This window comes from Streptosporangium sp. NPDC002524 (genome assembly GCF_040295985.1).
Taxonomy (GTDB): Bacteria; Actinomycetota; Actinomycetes; order Streptosporangiales; family Streptosporangiaceae; genus Streptosporangium.
On record NZ_JBEOWK010000017.1, the window covers coordinates 27,316 to 49,485 of the forward strand.

The 22,170-nt window shown below is 71.4% G+C and carries 17 protein-coding genes; 10 read left to right on the top strand and 7 right to left on the bottom strand.

What is annotated here, in order from left to right:
• Nucleotides 1-128: 128 nt before the first annotated feature.
• The gene (miaB, locus tag ABT053_RS27535; protein ID WP_350972624.1) at nucleotides 129-1,622 is read right to left on the bottom strand and encodes a tRNA (N6-isopentenyl adenosine(37)-C2)-methylthiotransferase MiaB; all 1,494 of its coding nucleotides are present in this window, start codon (nucleotides 1,620-1,622) and stop codon (nucleotides 129-131) included.
• A gap of 172 nt (nucleotides 1,623-1,794) precedes the next feature.
• On the opposite strand from miaB, the gene ABT053_RS27540 reads away from it, so the two are divergent.
• From ABT053_RS27540 to ABT053_RS27565, 6 genes are all read left to right on the top strand, one after another.
• Nucleotides 1,795-2,472: a Uma2 family endonuclease gene (locus ABT053_RS27540; protein WP_350972930.1), complete on the top strand. Its 678-nt coding sequence runs from the start codon at nucleotides 1,795-1,797 to the stop codon at nucleotides 2,470-2,472.
• Nucleotides 2,473-2,552: 80 nt separating this feature from the next.
• Nucleotides 2,553-3,308, top strand: a complete 756-nt coding sequence (locus ABT053_RS27545; protein WP_350972626.1) for an amino acid ABC transporter ATP-binding protein — start codon at nucleotides 2,553-2,555, stop codon at nucleotides 3,306-3,308.
• A gap of 50 nt (nucleotides 3,309-3,358) precedes the next feature.
• Nucleotides 3,359-4,183: a glutamate ABC transporter substrate-binding protein gene (locus ABT053_RS27550; protein ID WP_350972628.1), complete on the top strand. Its 825-nt coding sequence runs from the start codon at nucleotides 3,359-3,361 to the stop codon at nucleotides 4,181-4,183.
• Between the two features lie 60 nt (nucleotides 4,184-4,243).
• On the top strand, nucleotides 4,244-4,912 hold the full coding sequence (locus ABT053_RS27555) for an amino acid ABC transporter permease (RefSeq protein WP_350972630.1): 669 nt from the start codon (nucleotides 4,244-4,246) through the stop codon (nucleotides 4,910-4,912).
• Nucleotides 4,909-5,859, top strand: coding sequence for an amino acid ABC transporter permease (locus ABT053_RS27560; protein WP_350972632.1), 951 nt, complete (start codon nucleotides 4,909-4,911; stop codon nucleotides 5,857-5,859). Before ABT053_RS27555 ends, ABT053_RS27560 begins: the two co-directional genes overlap by 4 nt.
• A 347-nt stretch (nucleotides 5,860-6,206) precedes the next feature.
• A complete protein-coding gene (locus ABT053_RS27565; RefSeq protein ID WP_350972633.1) occupies nucleotides 6,207-8,084 on the top strand; it encodes a S9 family peptidase in 1,878 nt (625 codons plus the stop codon).
• 250 nt (nucleotides 8,085-8,334) lie between these two features.
• Here ABT053_RS27565 and rny read toward each other — a convergent pair whose 3' ends face one another.
• The 3 genes from rny to recA form a co-directional block, all read right to left on the bottom strand.
• Nucleotides 8,335-9,948: a ribonuclease Y gene (gene rny, locus ABT053_RS27570; protein ID WP_350972635.1), complete on the bottom strand. Its 1,614-nt coding sequence runs from the start codon at nucleotides 9,946-9,948 to the stop codon at nucleotides 8,335-8,337.
• Nucleotides 9,949-10,233: 285 nt separating this feature from the next.
• Nucleotides 10,234-10,773 (bottom strand): regulatory protein RecX, encoded by a 540-nt coding sequence (locus tag ABT053_RS27575; RefSeq protein WP_350972636.1) that lies wholly within the window; start codon nucleotides 10,771-10,773, stop codon nucleotides 10,234-10,236.
• A 503-nt stretch (nucleotides 10,774-11,276) separates the two neighbouring features.
• The gene (gene recA / locus ABT053_RS27580) at nucleotides 11,277-12,413 is read right to left on the bottom strand and encodes a recombinase RecA (RefSeq protein WP_350972638.1); all 1,137 of its coding nucleotides are present in this window, start codon (nucleotides 12,411-12,413) and stop codon (nucleotides 11,277-11,279) included.
• 370 nt (nucleotides 12,414-12,783) lie between these two features.
• On the opposite strand from recA, the gene ABT053_RS27585 reads away from it, so the two are divergent.
• Nucleotides 12,784-13,062, top strand: coding sequence for a hypothetical protein (locus tag ABT053_RS27585; protein WP_350972640.1), 279 nt, complete (start codon nucleotides 12,784-12,786; stop codon nucleotides 13,060-13,062).
• Between the two features lie 272 nt (nucleotides 13,063-13,334).
• Here the strand turns inward: ABT053_RS27585 and ABT053_RS27590 are convergent, their stop codons facing one another.
• Nucleotides 13,335-13,529: a DUF3046 domain-containing protein gene (locus ABT053_RS27590; RefSeq protein WP_350972642.1), complete on the bottom strand. Its 195-nt coding sequence runs from the start codon at nucleotides 13,527-13,529 to the stop codon at nucleotides 13,335-13,337.
• A 150-nt stretch (nucleotides 13,530-13,679) separates the two neighbouring features.
• Nucleotides 13,680-14,168 (bottom strand): VOC family protein, encoded by a 489-nt coding sequence (locus tag ABT053_RS27595; RefSeq protein ID WP_350972643.1) that lies wholly within the window; start codon nucleotides 14,166-14,168, stop codon nucleotides 13,680-13,682.
• A gap of 306 nt (nucleotides 14,169-14,474) precedes the next feature.
• Between ABT053_RS27595 and ABT053_RS27600 the strand changes: the two genes are divergently transcribed.
• Nucleotides 14,475-19,523 (top strand): Lhr family helicase, encoded by a 5,049-nt coding sequence (locus ABT053_RS27600; RefSeq protein ID WP_350972645.1) that lies wholly within the window; start codon nucleotides 14,475-14,477, stop codon nucleotides 19,521-19,523.
• Between the two features lie 334 nt (nucleotides 19,524-19,857).
• On the top strand, nucleotides 19,858-20,952 hold the full coding sequence (locus ABT053_RS27605; protein ID WP_350972647.1) for a hypothetical protein: 1,095 nt from the start codon (nucleotides 19,858-19,860) through the stop codon (nucleotides 20,950-20,952).
• A gap of 201 nt (nucleotides 20,953-21,153) precedes the next feature.
• Here the strand turns inward: ABT053_RS27605 and ABT053_RS27610 are convergent, their stop codons facing one another.
• Nucleotides 21,154-21,750: a LuxR C-terminal-related transcriptional regulator gene (locus ABT053_RS27610; RefSeq protein ID WP_350972648.1), complete on the bottom strand. Its 597-nt coding sequence runs from the start codon at nucleotides 21,748-21,750 to the stop codon at nucleotides 21,154-21,156.
• A 12-nt stretch (nucleotides 21,751-21,762) separates the two neighbouring features.
• Here ABT053_RS27610 and ABT053_RS27615 point away from each other — a divergent pair, with 12 nt between their 5' ends.
• Nucleotides 21,763-22,125 carry a hypothetical protein gene (locus tag ABT053_RS27615; RefSeq protein ID WP_350972650.1) on the top strand — a complete coding sequence of 121 codons (363 nt, stop codon included), beginning with the start codon at nucleotides 21,763-21,765 and terminating at the stop codon, nucleotides 22,123-22,125.
• The last annotated feature ends 45 nt before the right edge of the window (nucleotides 22,126-22,170 follow it).

Here is a 22,170-nt window from a genome sequence, read left to right on the forward strand (position 1 = left end):
CGCCATCGGAGGTTCCGGCGATTCGATCATGAGCTTCGCACCGCCCGGAGAAGCGTCCCGGGAAAAAAGACGCCGGAACGTCCCGCCCGGAGGGAAACCCGGGTGAGACGTTCCGGCGGAGGTGCCCGTCAGGAGACGGAGCAGCCCGAGGTCTCGGGGAGCGGGGCGGGACGGCCGATCGAGGGCATGCCGAGCATGACCCCGGGACCGGCTCCGGCCGGGGCGCCCTGGCGGGCCTCCCAGGCGTCGCCCGCGCGGGTGCGGCGGAGCCCCAGCGCGGGACCGTCGGCGACCAGGTGGTGCGGCGCCGCGTACGTGACCTCGGCGCTCACCACGTCACCCGGGCGCGGGGTCTCGGCACCGGGGGCGAAGTGCACCAGGCGGTTGTCGGGGGCCCGCCCGGACATGCGGTGGGTCGCCTCGTCCTTGCGGCCCTCGCCCTCGGCGACCAGCACCTCCAGCGTCCGGCCGACCTGCCGCTTGTTCTCCGCCCAGGAGATCTCGGTCTGCAGGGCGACGAGCCGCTCGTAGCGCTCCTGCACGACCTCCTTGGGAACCTGGTCGTCCATGGTGGCGGCGGGGGTGCCGGGGCGGATGGAGTACTGGAACGTGAAGGCGTTGGCGAACCGCGACTCGCGCACCACGTCGAGGGTGCCCTGGAAGTCCTCCTCGGTCTCGCCGGGGAAGCCCACGATGATGTCGGTGGAGATCGCCGCGTCGGGCATCGCCGCGCGGACCCGCTCGATGATGCCCAGGTAGCGCTCGGCCCGGTAGGAGCGGCGCATCGCCTTGAGGACCCGGTCGGAGCCCGACTGCAGCGGCATGTGGAGCTGGTGCATCACGTTGGGCGTCTCGGCCATGGCCGCGATGACGTCGTCGGTGAACGCCGCCGGGTGCGGGCTGGTGAAGCGGACCCGCTCCAGGCCCTCGACGTCGCCGCAGGCCCGCAGCAGCTTGCCGAAGGCGAGCCGGTCGCCGAACTCCACGCCGTACGTGTTGACGTTCTGGCCCAGGAGGGTGATCTCCAGCACGCCCTGGCCGACCAGGGTGCGCACCTCGTTGAGGACGTCGCCGGGACGGCGGTCCTTCTCCTTGCCGCGCAGGGCGGGCACGATGCAGAACGTGCAGGTGTTGTTGCACCCCACGGAGACCGACACCCACGCGGCGTAGGCGGACTCGCGCTTGGTCGGCAGCGTGCTCGGGAAGGTCTCCAGGGATTCCTTGATCTCGACCTGGGCCTCTTGCTGGACGCGCGCCCGCTCCAGCAGCACCGGCAGCGAGCCGATGTTGTGGGTGCCGAACACCACGTCCACCCAGGGCGCCCTGCGGACGATCTCCCCCTGGTCCTTCTGCGCCAGGCAGCCGCCCACGGCGATCTGCATGCCGGGGTTGCCCATCTTCGAGGGGCGCAGGTGGCCGAGGTTGCCGTAGAGCTTGTTGTCGGCGTTCTCCCGTACGGCACAGGTGTTGAACACGACCACGTCGGCCGTCTCCCCCTGGGCGGCCGGGACGTATCCGGCGTTCTCCAGGAGGCCCGACAGGCGCTCGGAGTCGTGCACGTTCATCTGGCACCCATAGGTACGGACCTCGTACGTGCGGGCGCTCTCCACGGTGGCAGTCATCTCACGACAAGGGTAGGCGCTCCGCCGAACCTTCAGGTACGCCCTCGGCCCGCCGGACTTTGGGTAATCGATCGGTCACGCAACGTCAATCAGCTCGCTGAGCTGGGGCTCCAAAGCCGCATGCGAGAATTAGGACTCGACCGACAGCTGAGAGTGGTGAGCCACGGTGGCGATGCTCGTGCAGACCTCGGAGGCCCCGGTGAAGGCCAAGAAGCCCGCCCAGAAGCCCTCCAAGAAGCCCCGCAAGAAGGCGGCGCCGAAAACGGTCGTCTGGGAGACCCCCGGCGAACTCAGCCTCGACGAATGGTCCGAGCTCAACTCGCGGGACGACGGCAGTCGCTACGAGCTCGTCGACGGGAGTCTCATCGTGTCCCCCGCTCCACCATTCAGACACCAGCGCATCGGAGACCGTCTCCAGACCTACCTGGAGACGGTGACGCCGGAGGATCTGATCCCCGTCACCGCGACAGGCCTCCTCCTGGATCGCAGGCCCGGTGTCATCCCCGATCTGATGGTGGTGGAGGCCGCCCCCTTCGAGGAGGGCGCGGAGGTCGCGCAGCCCGAGTGGGTCCACCTGGTGGTGGAGATCGTCTCCAGGTCCACCACGGCCACGGACCGGATCATCAAGCACGCGAAATACGCGGAGGCCGGCATCTCCCACTTCTGGCGCATCGAGATGAAGCCGTTCCGGGGGCGGGGATCCGACGCGCTTCCGGTGATCTTCACGTACGCGCTCGACGAGAACGGCGAGTACCAGCTCATCCACCGCGTCGCCGCCGGGACGACCGTGGAACTGACGGAACCCTTCAAACTCACCCTCGACCCGGCTACGCTGGGCAGGGTTCGATGATCAAGGCGTGAGCAGGCCGTGATCTGATCGGTACCGCAGGGTTAGCCCCAGGTGCCCTTTACAGAATTACGTTGTGCACCATGACGGAGAACGGGGACAAGACTCCTCTGGTCGTGCTTGAAGGCGTCAACAAGCACTTCGGCAGCCTGCACGTCCTTCGGGACATCAATCTGACGATCTCCCGCGGCGAGGTCCTCGTCGTCATCGGCCCGTCGGGCGGCGGAAAGTCGACCCTCTGCCGGACGATCAACCGGCTGGAGGCGATCGACGAGGGGACCATCACCTTCGACGGGCAGCCGCTCGCGGTGGAGGGCAAGACCCTGGCCAAGCTCAGGTCCGAGGTCGGGATGGTGTTCCAGTCCTTCAACCTGTTCGCCCACAAGACGATCCTCGAGAACGTCACCCTCGGGCCGATCAAGGTCCGCGGCATCGCGAAGGGCGACGCGGAGCGGCGGGGGATGGAGCTGCTGGAGCGGGTCGGCATCGGCGCCCAGGCGTCGAAGTATCCCGCGCAGCTCTCGGGAGGCCAGCAGCAGCGCGTGGCGATCGCCCGCGCCCTGGCCATGGACCCCAAGATGATCCTGTTCGACGAGCCGACCTCGGCGCTCGACCCGGAGATGGTCCAGGAGGTGCTCGACGTCATGATCGGCCTCGCCCAGGAGGGCATGACGATGATGGTCGTCACCCACGAGATGGGCTTCGCCCGCCGCGCGGCAAACCGCGTGGTGTTCATGGCCGAGGGCCAGATCGTCGAGGAGAACACCCCCGAGGAGTTCTTCACCAACGCCAAGACCGGCCGGGCCAAGGACTTCCTCTCCAAGATCCTCACCCACTGACGGCTCTGCTCATCCCTGATATGTCCCTGACGAAAGACGAGGTAGCAAGAATGCGTGTACGTCGTATTGGAGCCGTGGTGATCGCGGCCGCGGCGGCGATGGCCGGTCTGACCGCGTGTGGTGACGACGCCGCCGGCGGCGGCAGCGACAAGTTCGTCGTGGGCATCAAGGTCGACCAGCCCGGTCTCGGGCAGAAGCAGCCCGACGGCTCCTTCAAGGGGTTCGACGTCGACGTTGCCCGGTATGTCGCCAAGGAGCTCGGCTACACGGACGACAAGATCGAGTTCAAAGAGGCCATCTCGGCCAACCGCGAGTCTTTCATCCAGCAGGGCCAGGTCAACGCGGTGATCGCGACCTACTCGATCACCGACGACCGCAAGAAGAAGGTCTCCTTCGCCGGCCCGTACCTGGTCACCGGCCAGGACATCCTGACCCGCGCGGACGACACCACGATCAACAGCGTCGAGGACCTCAAGAACAAGAAGGTCTGTGGCGCCCAGGGCTCCTCCTCCCCCGCCCGCCTCGTCGAGAAGTTCGGCGACGAGTGGAAGAGCGGCTTCCTCACCGAGCAGCAGGGCTACGGCGCCTGCCTGCCGCTGCTGGAGAACAAGCAGGTCGACGCGATCTCCACCGACGCGACGATCCTGGCCGGCTTCGCCACCCAGTCCCCCGGCAAGTTCCGCCTCGTCGGCCAGCCCTTCTCCGAGGAGAAGTACGGCATCGGCCTGAAGCTCGACGACAAGGCGACCCGCGACAAGGTCAACGCGGCCGTCGAGAAGATGTTCACGGACGGCAGCTGGAAGAAGGCCATCGACGCCAACTTCGGCGAGTTCGGGAAGTTCTTCACCACCCCGCCGACCGTCGAGCGCTACTGACCGGTCACATCTCGGCCGGGGCGTACGCACGCCCCGGCTCTGTGACCTCTGGAGGGATGAGTGCAGGCACTCTTCGATGAATTCCCGGTCATTCTGGGCGCTTTCTGGCTGACCATCCGGCTCACCCTCGCCAGTGGGGTGGTGGCGCTCGTGCTCGGGACGATCCTCGCGGGCATGCGGGTGAGCCCGCTGCCGGTCCTGCGCGGGATCGGCACGACGTACGTGAACGTCCTGCGGAACACCCCGCTCACCCTGGTGATCGTGTTCTGCGGACTGGGCCTCGGCCTCGTCCTGGACGTCTCGTTCTCCGAGAGCCTGTCCACCAACTACCTGTGGCTTTCCATCATCGGCCTGTCGGCCTACACGGCGGCGTTCGTCTGCGAGGCGATCCGGGCCGGGATCAACACGGTCCCGGTCGGCCAGGCCGAGGCGGCGCGCGCCATCGGGCTCACGTTCGGCCAGAACCTGAGGCTGATCGTGCTGCCCCAGGCGTTCCGCGCGGTGATCGCCCCGCTGGGCAGCATCCTGATCGCGTTGACCAAGAACACCACGATCGCCGCGGCAATCGGGGTGGGTGAGGCGTCCCTGACCATGAAGACGCTGTTCGAGGCGCACGGCGACGCGGTCATCCAGATCTTCGCCGGGTTCGCGCTGGGCTTCCTGATCCTCACCCTGCCGACCGGGCTGCTGTTCGGCTGGCTCGCCAGGCGCCTGGCGGTGGTCCGATGACCGCGGTGACCACCGAGCGGCCCCCGGCGCGCAAGCGGCGCGTCGAGAGCTCCGAACGCGTCAGCGTCCTGTACGACATCCCCGGCCCCAAGGCCCGGATCCGCAACACCGTGCTCACCGTGCTGGTCATCCTCGCCGTGCTGTTCGCGGCGTACGTGATGGTGACCAAGCTCGGCGAGAAGAACCAGCTCAGCGCCGAGTTGTGGACGCCGTTCCTGCGCGGCGACGTGTGGGTCAACCTGATCCTGCCCGGACTGGTGAACACGCTCAGCGCGGCCGCGGTCGCCGCCGTGATCGCGGTGCCGTTCGGGTTCGTCTTCGGCATCGGCCGGCTCTCGGCCAACGCCTGGATCCGCCGCGCCTCGGGGGCGGTCGTCGAGTTCTTCCGGGCGATCCCGCTGCTGATCATGATCTTCGCGGTGATGTTCGGCGGGAGCGCGGTCTTCGGCCTCACCGTGACGCCGTTCTGGGCGGTGGTGATCGGCCTGGTCCTGTACAACGGCTCGGTGCTGGCGGAGATCGTGCGGGCGGGCATCCTGTCCATCCCCCGGGGGCAGAGCGAGGCCGCGCTCGCGGTCGGCATGCGTCCCGGGCAGGTGATGCGGATGATCCTGCTGCCGCAGGCGGTCACGGTGATGATGCCGGCGATCGTGGCGCAGTTGGTGGTGCTCCTGAAGGACACCGCCCTGGGCTTCATCGTGTCGTTCGAGGACCTGCTGAACGCGGGGGCGCGCGTGCTGCCCTCCAACTTCAACAACATCATCCCCGCCGTGATCGTGATCGCGATCATCTACATCATCATCAACGTGATGGTGGGCGCCGTCGCCACCTGGCTGGAGCGGCGCAGCCGTCGCAGCAGGAAGACCGCGGCCAAGCCGATCGCCCGGCCCGACTCGCCGACGGCGGTCGAGGGCGGCCTCGGAACCCCCACCACCCCCGCACCGTAGAGGCGGCACAGCGGCACAGCAGTACAGCGGCACGGTCGGAGGGCGGTCACCGGACCCGGTGGCCGCCCTTCCACGTTCCGGGCTTTCGCGTGCACCTTCCGCGTGCCGGGCTCTCACGGGCCGGACTCCGCATGCCGGGCTCCGCGTGCCGGACTCCGCGTAACGAGCTCTGCCTCCCGGGTGGGGGAAAACATCCGCAGGTCGGCGTATGGCAGAGAACGGACCAACGGCCCTCATCTCATCATTCCCTCCGATCTCACGGCTCCCACGGTTCACCTGCGGCATATCTCGGATGACGCGAGCGTGATACCGGCGACACGCGGCGGGTTATCGGGCAGGATTGCGCCATGTCCCCCGAGCAGGTCGTCCTGCCGTACGCCACCTGGCCGTCGCCGGTCTCCACCTCCGACGTCGCCCGTTCCGGGCTGCGCCTCGGATACCCGACGGTGCTCGGCGAGGAGGTCTGGTGGACCGAGGACCGTCCCGCCGAGGGCGGGCGGACCACCATCGTGCACCGCGGCGCCGACGGCGCCCAGCGCGAGCTGCTGAGCGCGCCGTGGAGCGCCAGGACCAGGGTCCACGAGTACGGCGGGCGGTCGTACGCGGTGGTGCCCGGTGAGGGGGTGGTGTTCGCCAACTTCGCCGACCAGCGGCTCTACCTGCTGCCCGCCGGTGGCGAGCCCAGGCCGCTCACCCCGGAGCCCGAGGAGCCGGCGGCCCTGCGCTACGCGGACCTGGTCGTCCACGACGGGCAGATCTGGTGCGTCAGGGAGCGCCACGACGACGGCCGGGTGAGCCGGTCTATCGTGTCCATCCCGCTGTCCGGCGAGGGCGAGCAGCGCGAGCGGGTCAGCGGGCACGACTTCTACGCCGCCCCCGCCATCTCCCCCGACGGCGAGCACCTGGCCTTCGTCTGCTGGGACCACCCCCGGATGCCATGGAACGGCACCGAGCTGTGGGTCTCCCGGCTGGACGACGGCACCTCCTGGAAGGTCAAGGGCGGCCCCTCCGAGTCGGTACTCGCCCCGCGGTGGCGTGACGGGCAACACCTCTACCTGATCTCCGACTGGTCGGGCTGGTGGAACCTCTACCTGGTCGGGATACACGGCGCCTCACCGAGGGCGCTCCACCCGGCGGAGCAGGAGTTCGCCGGACCGCTGTGGCAGCTCGGCGCGGTGCCGTACGCGCTGATGGACGACGGGAGGCTCGCGGTCCTGCACGGGCGGGGCGACCTGCGGCTGGGGGTCCTCGACCCGGACAGCGGCGTGCTGAGCGACCTGGACGTGCCCTACGAGGGCTGGGAGGCGGTGCTCGCCACCGACGGGCACACCGTGGTCGGGATCGGGTACGGTCCGGCGCTGCCCCGGTCGATCGTCCGGATCGACATCGCGACCGGGCGGGCGGAGGAGCTCCGCCGGGACGTCAACGAGCTGCCCGCCCCCGGTTACCTGCCACTCGCCAGGCCCGTGGAGTTCGAGAGCCGGTTCGGGCGCGAGGTGCACGCGTTCCTCTACCCCCCGTCCAACCCCGTGGCGCGCGGCGAGGGCCCCGCGCCGTACGTCATTTTCGTGCACGGCGGGCCGACCGGAAACAGCGTCGGCGCGCTCGACCTGGAGAAGGCGTTCTTCACCAGCAGGGGCATCGGCGTGCTCGACGTCAACTACGGCGGCTCCACCGGCTACGGCCGCGTCTACCGCGAGCGGCTGCGCGGCCAGTGGGGTGTGGTCGACGTCGAGGACGCGATCACCGCGGCCGAGTGGCTGGCGGCGGAGGGGCTGGGCGACCCGGCGCGCATCGCGATCCGGGGCGGCAGCGCGGGCGGCTGGACGGTCATGGCGGCCTGCTGCGAGTCCGACGCGTTCGCCGGAGGCGTCTCCTACTACGGCGTGAGCGGGCTCGCCAACTTCAGCGCGACCACCCACGACTTCGAGTCACGCTACGTCGAATGGCTGATCGGCCCCGAGGACGCCGCCCTGTACGCCTCGCGCGAGCCCGTCGGCCGGGTGGCCGGGGTGAGCTGCCCCATGCTGCTCCTCCAGGGTCTGTCCGACCCGGTGGTCCCCCCGGCGCAGTCACAGGCCTTCGCCGACGCTCTCGCCGAACGCGGCGTTCCCTGCACCTACCTCACGTTCGAGGGGGAGGCCCATGGCTTCCGCCGCGCCGAGACCCGCAGCGCGGCCCTCGCCACCGAGCTCGCCTTCTACCAGCAGATCTTCCACTCCTGAGCGAGGGGCCGGACGGGCCGGAAGGCCTGGCGGACCTGGCGGATCGACGTGCTCCCCGGTGTCGACGCGCTTACCGGTCGGGCGGGTCTGAGGCGCCCGGCGGGCCGGGCAGGTTCGGCGGGCTCCACCGGCTCCTGTAGGCGCTTACGGGCGCTTGTGGGCTTGGCGGGCTCGCGGGATCGGCGGAGTCAGCGGGGGCGGCGGGATCGGCGGAGTCAACGGGGTGGCGGGATCGGTGGAGTCAGCGGGGTCAGCGGGCGAACTCGGTGGACCGCGATTCGCGGACGACCGTGATGCGGATCTGGCCGGGGTAGGTGAGCTCCTCCTCAACCTGCTTGGCGACGTCGCGGGCGATCACCTGGGCCTGGATGTCGTCGACCGCGTCGGGCTTCACCATCACCCTGATCTCCCGGCCCGCCTGCATGGCGAAGACCTTCTCGACGCCCTCGTAGGAGGTGGCGATCTCCTCGAGGCGCTCCAGCCGCTTGACGTAGGCCTCCAGCGACTCGCGGCGGGCGCCGGGACGGCTGCCGCTGATCGCGTCGGCGGCCTGGGTGAGAACGGCCTCGACGGTCTTGACCTCGACCTCGTTGTGGTGGGCCTCGATGGCGTGGACGACGTCCTCGTGCTCGCCGTATCGCCTGGCGATCTCGGCGCCGATGAGCGCGTGGCTGCCCTCGACCTCGTGGGTGAGGGCCTTGCCGATGTCGTGCAGGAGCGTGCAGCGCTTGAGCAGCGTCGTGTCGAGCCGCAGCTCGGCCGCCATGATGCCGGCGATGTGGGCCGACTCGATGAGGTGGCCGAGCACGTTCTGGCCGTAGGAGGTGCGGTAGCGGAGCTGGCCGAGGAGGGTGACGAGCTCGGGGTGCATGTCGGTGATGCCGAGCTCCACCAGGGCGTCCTCGCCCGCGCGCACGCACAGTTCCTGGACCTCGGCCTTGCTGCGCTCGTGGGCCTCCTCGATGCGCTGCGGATGGATGCGGCCGTCGAGGACGAGCTTCTCCAGGGTGAGCCGCGCGGTCTCGCGGCGGACCGGGTCGAAGCACGACAGCAACACGGCTTCCGGCGTGTCGTCGATGATCAGGTTGACGCCGGTGGTCGACTCGAAGGCCCGGATGTTACGGCCCTCACGGCCGATGATGCGCCCCTTCATCTCGTCACCGGGCAGGTGCAGGACGCTCACCACGGACTCGGCGGTCTGCTCGGTCGCCACCCGCTGGACCGCCAGAGTGACGATCTTGGTGGCGCGCTTCTCGCCCTCCTTGCGGGCCTCTCCCTCGATCTCCCTGATGATCAGCGCGGCCTCGCGCTTGGCCTGGTTCTCGATCTCCCTGACCAGCTCGGCCCTGGCCTGGTCGCTGGTGAACCCGGACACTCGTTCCAGGATGGTCTTGCGCTCCTCGGCGACCCGTTCGAGATCCTCGCGGCGGTCGGCCAGCTCGGTCTCCGTCTCGGCGAGCTTGCGGGCCCGGTCGGCCTGGCGCCTGGCCTCCTCGTCGAGGCGCTGCTCGCGCTCCGCCAGCCGGTTCTCCCTGCGTTCGAGGTCGGACCGGAGCTCCTTGAGCTCGTACTTCAGGATCTTGCCCTCGGCCTCGGCCTCCTTGCGCATCTCGGCCGCGGCCTCGATCGCCGTCTCCGACTTGCGCAGCAGCTCTCCGGCGTCGTCCCTGGCCTTCGCCCGGATGTCGGCGGCCTCGCGCCTCGCCTCCTCCAGGTGGGCCTGGACCTCGGCCTCCTGCTCGGGCGTGGGGCCCTTCGGGGCCCCGGCTCCACCGATACGACGCAGCAACACGACCAGCACGGCTGTCATCACGGCGAGAGCCACAACCGTCACTGTCAACATGACGACCACGACCGGATCCATGCGCGCCTCACCTTCCTCGCGTCGCAAATATCAGGCACACGAGGGGTCACACGCACGGCACGGAAAGCTCAAGGGGCGCACCATCGGGACAGGAGTGAACCCAGAGCGGATCGCCTACCGGCTGTGCCCGCCGGTCCGTCGTCCCGTCCTCATCCGCCAAGCCTGCTTGTCCGTATTACACCGCTATGACAATCCGCGCTGCGCGGAGTAACTCCTCACTGCCGTTGAGATTAAGCGTCAGAGAGGTAACGAGCAAGCAAAGACCCGCTGTCAAGCTGCTTTGGACTAGTCGAGTGGATAGCCCTGATCCTCCGCGAATGGCGATGTTTCCGACCCTTCGTCCTCCAGCACCTCGCGGATCACGCGAAACGCCAGGCCGGGGCCGTATCCCTTACGGGCGAGCATGCCTGCCAGCCTGCGGGTCCTGACCGCGGGCTCCAGAGCCCGGGTCGAGGAGAGCTTGCGCCGCACGAGGCGGCGGGCGGTCTCCGCCTCCTCCTCGGGGTCGAGCCGATCCACCGCTTCCTTCACGGTCTCCTCGTCCACCCCTCGGTGGCGGAGCTCCGAGGCGAGGGCCTTTCTGGCGAGACCCCGCCCGGCGTGGCGTGAGCTCACCCATGCCGCGGCGAACGCCTCGTCGTCGATGAGCCCGACCTCGGAGAAGCGCTCCAGCACGGCGTCCGCCGCCTCCTGGGGCACCTCTCGCTTGCGCAGCGCCTCCGCGAGCTGGGCTCGGGTGCGCGGCGCCATGGTCAGCAACCGCAGGCAGATGCCCCGCGCCACCGCCTGCGGATCGGCCCCGGCCTCCCGGCCCTCTCGGCCCACCCGGCCCCCGTCGGCCGGCCCGCCGGACCTGTCACGCTCGCCGAACCCGCCGCGTCCACCGGAGGATCTGCCACGTCCGCCCTGCCTGCCGCCGCGCCCACCCGACCTGCCGCGTCCGCCGAATCCGCCGGATCCCCCGGACTCAGCGAATCCGTCGGGTCCGTCGAATCCGTCGGATTCGCCAAGACCGTTGGGCCCGTCGGGGCCGTCAGAGCCGTTGAGCCCGCCGGGCCCCCCGGATCCGTCGGGAGAAAAGCCCGGGGGTGCCCCCCCGGACCGCCGCCCGCGCCGTGGGACGCGCTTCTTCCGGCCTCGTGACCCGTCATCCCCGGGATCCGCGGCTTCCTCGCGGAAGCCCTCCTCCGGGACGGACGGGCCGCGGTCACGCCCGCGCCGGCCCGGTGAAGCCGCCGGAGGCTCGTCGGGCCAGGCACCCCAGTCTCTCGGCCCGGCCTCGCCGGCCGGACCGGAGTCAGGTCCCGTGGTCATCGATCAGCCCGGATTCAGGCGTCACCCGGCTTGGGAGCCGCGGCGGCCTTGGCGCCGCGACCGGACGCCGCGGCGGCCGAAGCGGACGCGCGGCCGGACGCGGCGGCCGGGGCCGAGGTCACGGGGGCGGGCGGCGGGGTGGCCGGGCTGTCGACGCGCGGGCCGACGCCGAGCTTCTCCTTGATCTTCTTCTCGATCTCGTTCGCCATGTCCGGGTGGCTCTTGAGGAAGTTTCGCGCGTTCTCCTTGCCCTGGCCGAGCTGGTCGCCCTCGTAGGTGTACCAGGCGCCGGACTTGCGGACGAAGCCGTGCTCGACGCCCATGTCGATCAGGCCGCCCTCGCGGGAGATGCCGACACCGTAGAGGATGTCGAAGTCGGCCACGCGGAAGGGCGGGGCCATCTTGTTCTTGACGACCTTCACCCGGGTGCGGTTGCCGACCGCCTCGGTGCCGTCCTTCAGCGTCTCGATGCGGCGGATGTCGAGACGGACCGAGGCGTAGAACTTCAGCGCCTTTCCACCGGTCGTGGTCTCGGGCGAGCCGAACATGACGCCGATCTTCTCGCGGAGCTGGTTGATGAAGATCGCGGTGGTGCCGGTGTTGTTGAGCGCTCCGGCGACCTTGCGCAGCGCCTGGGACATCAGGCGGGCCTGGAGGCCGACGTGGCTGTCGCCCATCTCGCCCTCGATCTCGGCCTTGGGCACCAGGGCCGCGACCGAGTCGATGACCAGCAGGTCGACGGCGCCGGACCGGATCAGCATGTCGGCGATCTCCAGCGCCTGCTCACCGGTGTCGGGCTGGGAGACGAGCAGCGCGTCGGTGTCGACGCCCAGCTTCTGGGCGTACTCCGGGTCGAGCGCGTGCTCGGCGTCGATGAACGCGGCGATGCCGCCGCCGCGCTGGGCGTTGGCCACCGCGTGCAGGGCGACCGTGGTCTTGCCCGAGGACTCGGGACCGTAGACCTCGACGATGCGGCCGCGCGGGAAGCCGCCGATGCCGAGGGCCACGTCGAGCGCGATGGAGCCGGTGGGGACCACCTCGATGGGCGCCCGGGTCTCGTCGCCCAGGCGCATGATCGAGCCCTTGCCGAACTGCCGCTCGATCTGAGCGAGTGCGGTCTCAAGCGCCTTCTCGCGGTCGTTAGCTGCCATGGGAGCCCCCTGAAGGGTCGCGGGTTGGATCGGTTGCCAGAAAGCTACGGGGTGCCGCCGACAATTTCGGGAGGGCACGCCAGGAGTGGTGGCCTGTTCAATATAGCCGAACGATTGTTCGATCGCCGCTCGTTGGCACCATACGTTACGGGAGTCGCGAACCGCCGCGTAACTCCCCCCGTGACTCCCCGCAGCTCCCCTCCGTGACCCCCCACGCACGACCGGGCACGGTCGCGCGCGGCCGGCGGGTCACGGCTCCGGGAGGTGGGGGACCCATCCGGGAAGCGACATTTCCAAGAATTACCTCGGACCTGTTGTAACCGGGCTGACCTGGAGTGATCCTGAGGGGAAACGACCCGAGGTGCCCGACGTGCCCAACGCGTTCACGCAGCAACGCCTAGCCCATCTCGACTCCCTGGCCGCCGAACTGCGACAACGGGGGCTGTCGAGCCGCACCCTCGGAGGCACCGCCCCGGTGCTGTGGGTGTGGCATCCGGACAGCCACCGGCAGACCATCGTCTTCGCCACCCCGGTCAGCGACGGCTGGATGTTCCTGTGGTCACCGGACGGTGAGGAGAGCGCCGACGATCCCGCGCAGGCGGCCGACTCGGTGGAGAAGCTTCTCTCCCCGCTCACCGAACAGTCCTGACCGGCCCTCCCCGGCTCCGCCGGGCTCACCCATCCCTCAGAGGGCCCTCGCTCACTCCTCGGAGGGCCTTCGGGCCTTCCCTCGGCGTCTGGTCCTTCGGCGCGCGTTCGGGCTTCCGCGTATCTTCGGGCTTTCGGCGTCCGCTCAGGCTCACCGGCCCCTCGCGCTCACGCGCCTTCACCCTTACCGGCCTTCACCCTTACCGGTCTTCGCCTTCCCGGTTCGTACGCTTCCCGGTCCTGACGCTTCCCGGCCCTCGTGCCTTCCGCCCCTCAGCGGAGTCTGGGCGCGACGTCGGTCACCCCGCACACGGCGTGCCAGACCTCCTTGGCGCCGACTCCCTCGGCCAGTGCCTGGATCACGGTCCGGCCGCCGAGATCCGCGATGACGTAGTCGCGGGCCCACGACTCGGCGTACTGGTCGCCGAAGTGCGACTTCATCCGCTTCCAGAAATCCGATAGGCGCATGCCCCAAGTATGGATCCACTCCGGCGTACCGCGAGCCGTCCCGCGCGTCGCCGGGCCGCCCATGTCCCGCTCTCCCGGCCCCGTTAGACGGGACGGGCGGGAGAAGGGGGTGTCGCGGGTAAAAGCGGGGACAGGGAGGGGGACGGGTCGTCAGAGGACGCGGGAGCCGTACATCTCGCCGAGGGGGTCGGCGAGCAGTTCCAGGCGGGCGCCGTCGGGGTCGGCGAAGTAGATGGAGGCGCCGCTCTCGACCTGGTGCGGGACGCCCGCCGCCTCCAGCTTGCCCCGCAGCCGCTCCCACGTGGAGGGATCGACGGAGATGGCGACGTGGTGGAGCCCGCCGAGAACCTCCTTGTAGGGGCCCAGGTCCAGGCCGGGGAAGTCGAAGAAGGCGAGCAGGTTGCCGTTGCCGATGTCGAAGAAGAAGTGGTTCGAGCCGTGATAGTCGCGGTTCTCGAAGATCTCCGTCAGCGGAAACTCCAGGAGGTCCTGGTAGAACGCGATCGTCGTCTCGACGTCGGAGGAGATCAGCGCGAAGTGGTGCAGCCCCCTCGCGCTGCTCGGCGGGCGGTGAGCCCTGAGGTGCTCCGCCTTGATCCGCTCGCGTGTCGCCTCGATGGCCTGATGGTCGATGCTCACCGTTAGCTCACCACTCAATACGTCGTGTGTTCGTCAAAGCCATGTCCCTGACGGCAGGGAGCCAACCTATCCCGGACGTCATGTCATGGTGGCGGACGGCCGCCGTCCCGGTGAGCGCCGCGAGCCCGGCCTCCCCGTGGTCCGGCCACGGCACCGGTGGATCATGTCTCCGCAGGTGACGCGCGAGCCGCCCGCTCCCGTCCACCGGCCGATCACCGGCCGGGCGGTGACGGGTTCTGTCGGTGGGGCCGGGCAGTATTGGCGGTGACCCGGTTCGTCGGCCGGACCGGGAGCCAGGAGGCGGCGATGAGCGAGACGACGGGGGCGGGCGGGGCGCTCGACCACTTCACCCGGATGACCAGGGACTGGTTCGCCGGGGCGTTCGCCGCGCCGACCGCCGCGCAGGAGGGGGCGTGGGCGGCGATCGCCCGGGGCGACAACACCCTGGTGGTCGCGCCCACCGGATCCGGCAAGACGCTGGCCGCCTTCCTGTGGTCCCTCGACCGTCTCGCCTCCTCCGCTCCCGGCTCCCCTCCGGACGCCGTCCCCTCCGGCACGGCCCCGGCGGCCGGTGCGGGCGGGGCCGGTGACACGGCCGGTACGAGCCCCCGGCGCGGGCGTGGGCGTTCGCGGGGGGACGAGGAGCCGGTGAGGCCGTGCCGGGTCCTGTACGTCTCGCCGCTCAAGGCCCTGGCGGTCGACGTCGAGCGCAACCTCCGGGCGCCGCTGGCCGGGCTGCGGCAGACCGCGCGGCGGCTCGGCCTGCCCGTGCCCGAGATCTCGGTGGCGATCCGGTCCGGCGACACCTCCCCCGAGGAGCGGCGCCGGTTCGCGACCAGGCCGTCCGACATCCTGATCACCACCCCCGAGTCGCTCTTCCTGCTGCTCACCAGCCAGGCTCGCGAGGCGCTGCGCGGCGTGGAGACGGTCATCGTCGACGAGGTGCACGCGGTGGCGGCCACCAAGCGCGGCGCGCACCTGGCCCTCAGCCTGGAGCGTCTCGACGCCCTCCTGCCCCAGCCCGCCCAGCGGATCGGCCTGTCGGCGACCGTCCGGCCGGTGAGCGAGGTGGCCGCTTTTCTGGGCGGGCCGCGCCCGGCGACCGTGGTCCAGCCGCCCTCCGACAAGGAGATCGAGGTCGAGGTGGTCGTCCCGATCGAGGACATGACCGAGCTCGACACGCCCCCCGCCCCGCCCTCCCCCGACGACGACCGCTGGCTGACCGAGACCCCGGCCAGGCGGTCGATCTGGCCGCACGTGGAGGAGCGGCTGTTCGAGCTGATCGGGAGCCACAGCTCCACGATCGTGTTCGCCAACTCCCGGCGGCTGGCCGAGAGGCTGTGCACCCGCCTCAACGAGCTGGCCTGGGAGCGGCGGGAGGGCGGCGGGGAAGGGGCCGAGGAGAAGGAGGGCGCGGGGGCGGAGCCGGTGCACTGGGCCGAGGGGTTCCCCGTGCCCCCCGCCTCCCTCTCCACCCCGGCGGCGATGATGGCGCAGGCCGGCGCGGCCAAGGGGGTCGTCCCGGAGATCGTGCGGGCCCACCACGGTTCGGTGTCGAAGGAGGAGCGCTCCCAGATCGAGGAGGCGCTCAAGTCCGGGCGGCTGCCCGCCGTGGTCGCGACCTCCAGCCTGGAGCTCGGCATCGACATGGGCGCGGTCGACCTGGTGGCCTGCGTCGGGGCGCCGCCGAGCGTGGCGAGCGGCCTGCAGCGGATCGGCCGGGCCGGGCACCAGGTGGGAGCCGTCTCACGTGGTGTGATCTTCCCGAAGTACCGGGGGGACCTGGTCCAGACGGCCGTGGTGGCCGAGCGGATGAGGAGCGGGGAGATCGAGGACCTGCGCTACCCGCGCAACCCCCTCGACGTGCTCGCCCAGCAGATCGTGGCGATGACCGCGATGGACGAGTGGACGGTCGACGGGCTGGAGGAGGTCGTACGACGGGCCGCCCCCTACCGGACGCTGCCCAGGAGCGCGCTGGAGGCGACGCTCGACATGCTCGCCGGGCGCTACCCGAGCGAGGAGTTCGCCGAGCTGCGGCCGCGCATCGTCTGGGACCGGGTGACCGGCACCCTGCGGGGCCGTCCCGGGGCACAGCGGCTCGCAGTCACCAACGGCGGCACGATCCCCGACCGGGGGTTGTTCGGCGTGTTCCTGGTCGGGGAGAAGTCCTCCCGGGTGGGCGAGCTGGACGAGGAGATGGTCTACGAGTCGCGGGCCGGGGACGTGTTCGTGCTGGGCGCGACCTCCTGGCGGATCGAGGAGATCACGGCCGATCGGGTGCTGGTCACCCCCGCCCCCGGCCAGCCGGGAAAGCTCCCCTTCTGGCACGGCGACACCGCCGGGCGGCCGGCGGAGCTGGGGAGGGCCATCGGCGCGTTCCTCCGCGAGATGTCGGCGGCGGGCGCCGACGCCGAGGCGGGCGGCGGAGGCGGCACGGGCGCGGGGCGGGGAGGCGCGCGAGCGGAGGGCGCGGGAGCCGGAAACGGAAAAACGAGGGGCGCGGGAGCGGGAGACCCGCAGGCGGGAGGCGCGGGAGCCGCGAGCGGGGAAACGGGGAACGCGGGAGCGGGACGCGCGAAGGCGAAGGACGCGGGAGACGCCCAAGCGGGAGACGCGGGAGCGGGAGACGCCCAGGCAGGAAACGCGGGAACGGGAGACGCCCAAGCAGGAAACGCGGGGGCGGGAGGCACCGCGCGGGAGGGGGCGCTGGAGAGGATCAGGGCGGCCGGGCTGGACGAGTACGCCGCCGCCAACCTGCTCTCCTACCTGGCCGAGCAGCGGCAGGCGACCGGCTACGTGCCGGACGACAGGACGTTGCTGGTCGAGCGGTTCCACGACGAGCTGGGCGACTGGCGGGTGGTGGTGCACTCCCCGTACGGGGCGCGGGTGCACGCGCCGTGGGCGCTGGCGATCGGGCGGCGGCTGCGGGAGCGCTACGGCGTCGACGTGCAGGCCGTGCACTCCGACGACGGGATCGTGTTGCGCATCCCCGACACGCTCTCCGATCCCCCGTCCGATGTAGCGATCTTCGACGCGGACGAGATCGAGCGGATCGTCACCGAGGAGCTGGGCGGCTCCGCGCTGTTCGCCGCGCGGTTCCGCGAGTGCGCGGGGCGGTCCCTGCTGCTGCCGCGCCGCGTGCCGGGCAGGCGGTCGCCGCTCTGGCAGCAGCGGCAGCGCGCCTCCCACCTGCTGAACGTGGCGGGCCGCTACGGGTCGTTCCCCGTGGTGCTGGAGACGATGCGCGAGTGCCTCCAGGACGTGTTCGACGTGCCGGGGCTGGTTCGGCTGATGCGCGACATCGAGGCGCGGCGGGTCCGGCTGGTGGAGGTCGAGACCGACAAGGCGTCGCCGTTCGCGGCGTCGCTGCTGTTCAACTACATCGGCGCGTTCATGTACGAGGGGGACGCCCCGCTGGCCGAGCGCCGCGCCCAGGCGCTCGCGCTCGACACGACCCTGCTGGCCGAGCTGCTGGGCCAGGCGGACCTGCGCGAGCTGCTCGACCTCGACGTGATCACCGACGCCGAGCGGGAGCTGGCCCGGCTGGACCGGCCACTGCGCGACGCCGAGGACCTGGCCGACCTGCTCCGTTCCCACGGACCCCTGGTGGCCGAGGACGTCAGCGTGCGCGAGGGCGACCCGGCGTGGCTGACCGCGCTGGAGGGCTCCCGGCGGGCCATCAGGGTGCGGGTGGCTGGGCAGGAGCGGTGGGCGGCGATCGAGGACGCCGCCCGGCTGCGCGACGCGCTCGGCGTGCCGCTGCCCGTGGGGGTCCCGCACGCGTTCCTGGAGCCGGTCGACGACCCGCTGGGCGACCTGCTGGCCCGGCACGCCCGTACGCGCACCCCCTTCCTCGCGAGCACCGCCGCGACCAGGTTCGGCCTCGGTCCCGCGGTCGTCACCGACGCGCTGCGCCGCCTGGCCGCCTCGGGGCGGCTGGTGAGCGGGGAGTTCCGGCCGGGGGGCCGGGGCGAGGAGTGGTGTGACGCGGGGGTGCTGCGGATGCTGCGCCGCAGGTCCCTGGCCAGGCTCCGCAAGGAGGTGGAGCCGGTCCCCGCGGAGGTCCTGGCCGCCTTCGCGCCCGCCTGGCACGGCATCTCCGGCACCCCGCAGCGGGGCAGGCCGCCGATCGACGCGCTGGTGGGCGCGATCGAGCAGCTGCAGGGCGCGGCGGTGCCCGCGTCGGCGCTGGAGACGCTCATCCTGCCCTCGCGGGTGCCCGGATACGACCCTTCGTTCCTGGACGAGCTGACGGCCTCCGGCGAGGTGATCTGGGCGGGGCAGGGGTCGCTGCCGGGCGGCGACGGCTGGGTGTCGCTCTACTTCGCCGACACCGCGCCGCTGTTGATGCCCGGTCCCGCCGACATCACCCTGACGCCCGTGCACGAGGCGGTGCTGGAGGTCCTGGGGGGCGGGGGCGCGCTGTTCTTCCGCGAGCTGGGCGCCCGGGTCGGCGTCCTGACGGCCGGCGCCGTCCCGGACGACCGCGCCCTGTCCGCCGCCGTGTGGGACCTGGTGTGGTCGGGCCGGATCACCGGCGACACGCTCGCGCCGCTGCGGGCCGTCCTCGGGACGGGACGCCCCGCGCACCGCCCGGCCCCGACCCGGCGACGTCGCGCGGTGCTGCCGACCAGGAGCGGGCCGCCCACGGTGGGCGGGCGCTGGTGGGCGCTGCCCTCCGTCGCGGAGGACGGCACCCAGCGCGCCCACGCCCAGGCCGAGGTGCTGCTGGAGCGGCACGGCGTGGTGACCAGGGGCGCGGTGACCTCGGAGCGGCTGCCGGGCGGGTTCGCCACCGTCTACCAGGTGCTCCGCGCCTTCGAGGAGAGCGGCCGGTGCCGCCGGGGCTACTTCGTGGAGGGGCTGGGCGGCGCCCAGTTCGCCCTCCCCGGCGCCGTCGACCGGATGCGCGCGCTCGTCCGGCCGGACGCGACACCGGCACCCGACCCGTGGAGCACGCGGAAGCCGGAGCGGGCGGAGGGAGACGCGCGGCGGGCGGTGGTGCTGGCGTCCGCCGACCCGGCCAGCCCGTACGGGGCGGCCCTGCCGTGGCCCGCCCATCCCGGGGAGGTGTCCCACAAGCCCGGCAGGAAGGCCGGGGCCCTGGTCGTGCTCGTCGACGGGCACCTGGTCCTCTACGTCGAGCGCGGCGGCAAGACCCTGCTTTCCTTCTCCGCCGACGAGCGCCTCCAGCCCGCCGTCGACGCCCTCGCGCTCGCCGTACGCGACGGCGCGCTGGGCAAGCTGACCGTCGAGCGGGCGGACGGCACCGCCATCAACGACTCCCCCCTGGGCGCCGCCCTGGAGGCCGCGGGGTTCCACCCGACTCCTCGGGGGCTGCGCCTGAGGGCGTAGGAATCCCCGCCCGGCGGGTCGGGCCGGTTCACCGTTCCGGGCGCACCCCTCCCCGGTGGGTGGGACGGGCACGGGAAGGTCATCGTGACCGCGATCCCGATCGTGGTGGCGGCCGCGCGCGGCGAACCCGTAGCCGTCGTCGCTGTCAGCATTCGCGCATGCCCGATGACAGGGGTGCCATATTTGCGTGTACCTCGGAGCGCGAGGCCCTGTGAGCCCTGTGAGGCCTCTCAGCCCGTCTCAGCTTCGCCACAGGCTCTCCCCCATAAATTTGCGGAACATGACGGACGCGCCGCGTATCGCGGGCTCACAGAACCGCTCCGATGCTTTGATAATGGCTGACATCGCGCGTACGGCGGACGTGTCAGCAATTGGTCGGTGGCGTCGGCGGTCCTCGTGGATCGGGTACGCGGCCTTCGGCTGGGCGGTGGTGTACGGAGGGTTCGGCCTGGTCTCCGCGCTGACCGGAACCGCGGTGTTCTACCGCGCCGCGGAGCCGCTGCCGGTCGGCCTGAACTGGGCCGTCGTGGCCGTGGCCGTCCTGGCGGCGATGGCTGCCCTGGCCGCCGTACGGCCCTGGGGCCGGCGGATTCCCCGGCCGGTCGTTCCCGTCACGCTGGCCGGGCTGTGCGTGTTGAGCGGCGCGGCCGCGTTCGGCCTGCTGATGGACATGATCACTTTCGCTTTCGACCAGGCCGTCGACAGCTGGACGGCGACCGCCAACCGGGCGCTCGCCGCGGTCGGCGTGGTGCTGCTCATCGCCACGGCCCGCTCCCACCGCTCCGCCGTGTACGGCACCTGCCCGCGGTGCGGCGCCGTACACACCTCCTCCGGCGTGCGGAGCGGGCCGGAACCCGCACCCGCTCCACGGCGCGTCCGCGTGCTGGCCTACGCGGGCGCCGTGGCGTTCCTGCCGTACGCGGCCATGAAGACGACGTGGGCGCTGGGCGGGACCTTCGCCGGTGTCAGCGGAGCGCAGATGCTCGCGATAAGCGAGCACAACAGCGCCTCGGGAGTGTGGCTCACCCTGGCACACTGGGGCATCGACGCCACGGCGCTGCTGGCCGCGCTCGGAGTGTTCCTCATCCTCGGCCTGGTACGACCGTGGGGGCTGGTGTTCCCTCGATGGACGCTCGTCCTGCGCGGCAGGCGGGTGCCTCGTTGGCTGCCGCTCACCCCCGCGCTGATCGGTGCCGCCACGCTCGCACCCTACGGAGCGGTCGGAGTGGTCTACGCCGCGCTCGCCACGGCAGGTGTGGTGACCGTCTCCCGGGGGGACTTCCCCACCCCGGGTGACGCTTTGCTGGTGACCTGGTTCGGGCTCGGCGCCTTCGCCGCGTACGGCATCGCACTGAGCGCGGTCGCCTGGTCCTACCTGCGCCGCACCCGCCCGGTCTGCACGAACACCGGAGCGGAGGCCCAACCGTGAATGCGGGCCCGTTCCGGGGGTTGAGTAACAGCGGGACGGTTCACCAGCGGTGAACCGCCGGCCGCGTCGCAGGTCGCGGGGGGCTGTGCGGGGCGTCGGGGCAGCGTCCTGCGGGGGCGCGCCCTCACTTCGGCGGGCTCTGACCGTCCGGCCCTTTCGCATCCGGCCGGCGCACCGCCACAACGGGAAACAGGACCTTTCTCACCGCCAACGACCGTCCCGCCGTTCCTCGGCCCCGGTGCCGGCGAGGGTGCCGGCGAAGACGAGGCCGAGTTCGTAGGCGAGGACCGCCGCCTGGGTACGGTCGCGGGCGCCCAGCTTGTCCAGGACGTTGCGGACGTGCGTTTTGACGGTTTCCCTGGTGATGTGCAGGGTCACCGCGATCTCGGTGTTGTTCTGTCCGAGCGCGATGTGCCGCAGGACGTCCAGCTCGCGCGGGGTCAGCTCGATCGGAGCGTGGGGCCTGGCCGTGCCGGAATGGGGCGAGGCGATGCGGCGCAGCGCGTCCGGGAAGAGGACCGCGTCGCGGGCGTGCACCAGCCGGATCGCCTCCACCAGTTCCGCGGCGGGAGCGCGTTTGAGGACGTAGCCGGCGGCGCCGGCGCGCAGAGCGCCCCAGACGAGCTGGTCGTTCTCGAACGTGGTGACCACGATGACCCGCGTGGCCGGCGAGCGGCGGACGAGTTCCCGGGGCGCGGTCAGGCCGTCCATGCCGGGCATGCGGACGTCCATCAGCACGACGTCCGCGCCGGTGCCGATCTCGACCGCCTCGCGGCCGTCAGCCGCCTCGCCTGCCACTTCGATGTCGTCGTGGCGGAGCTGGTGGCGTTCACCGCTGTCGGGCTCGTCGCCGCCTGGGGGGAACGGTTCCCGCGATGGATTCCCGGGCTGCGTGGTCGCAGGGTGCCGACATCGGCCGCCCTTGTTCCCGCGACGCTCGGCGCGGTGGTCCTGACAGTCACGTGGACCGCCGCCTTCCTCGCGATATTCGCTGGAGTCACCTTGGGAGGCAGGCCGCTCGATCCGGGCTTCCCGGCGCGGGGCGGCGGATGGGAAGCCGGGATCTTCTACGTCTGCTATCTCCCGCTGTTGCTGTGGGGGCCGCTGCTCGCCGCGGTCTCCCACGCCTACTGGCGACGCCGCCGGGGCCCGGCGCCGGGGCCGGGGTCCTGACGTCCGGGCGAGCGCCGTCCAGGCTCTTCGGGGACGGAGATCGGG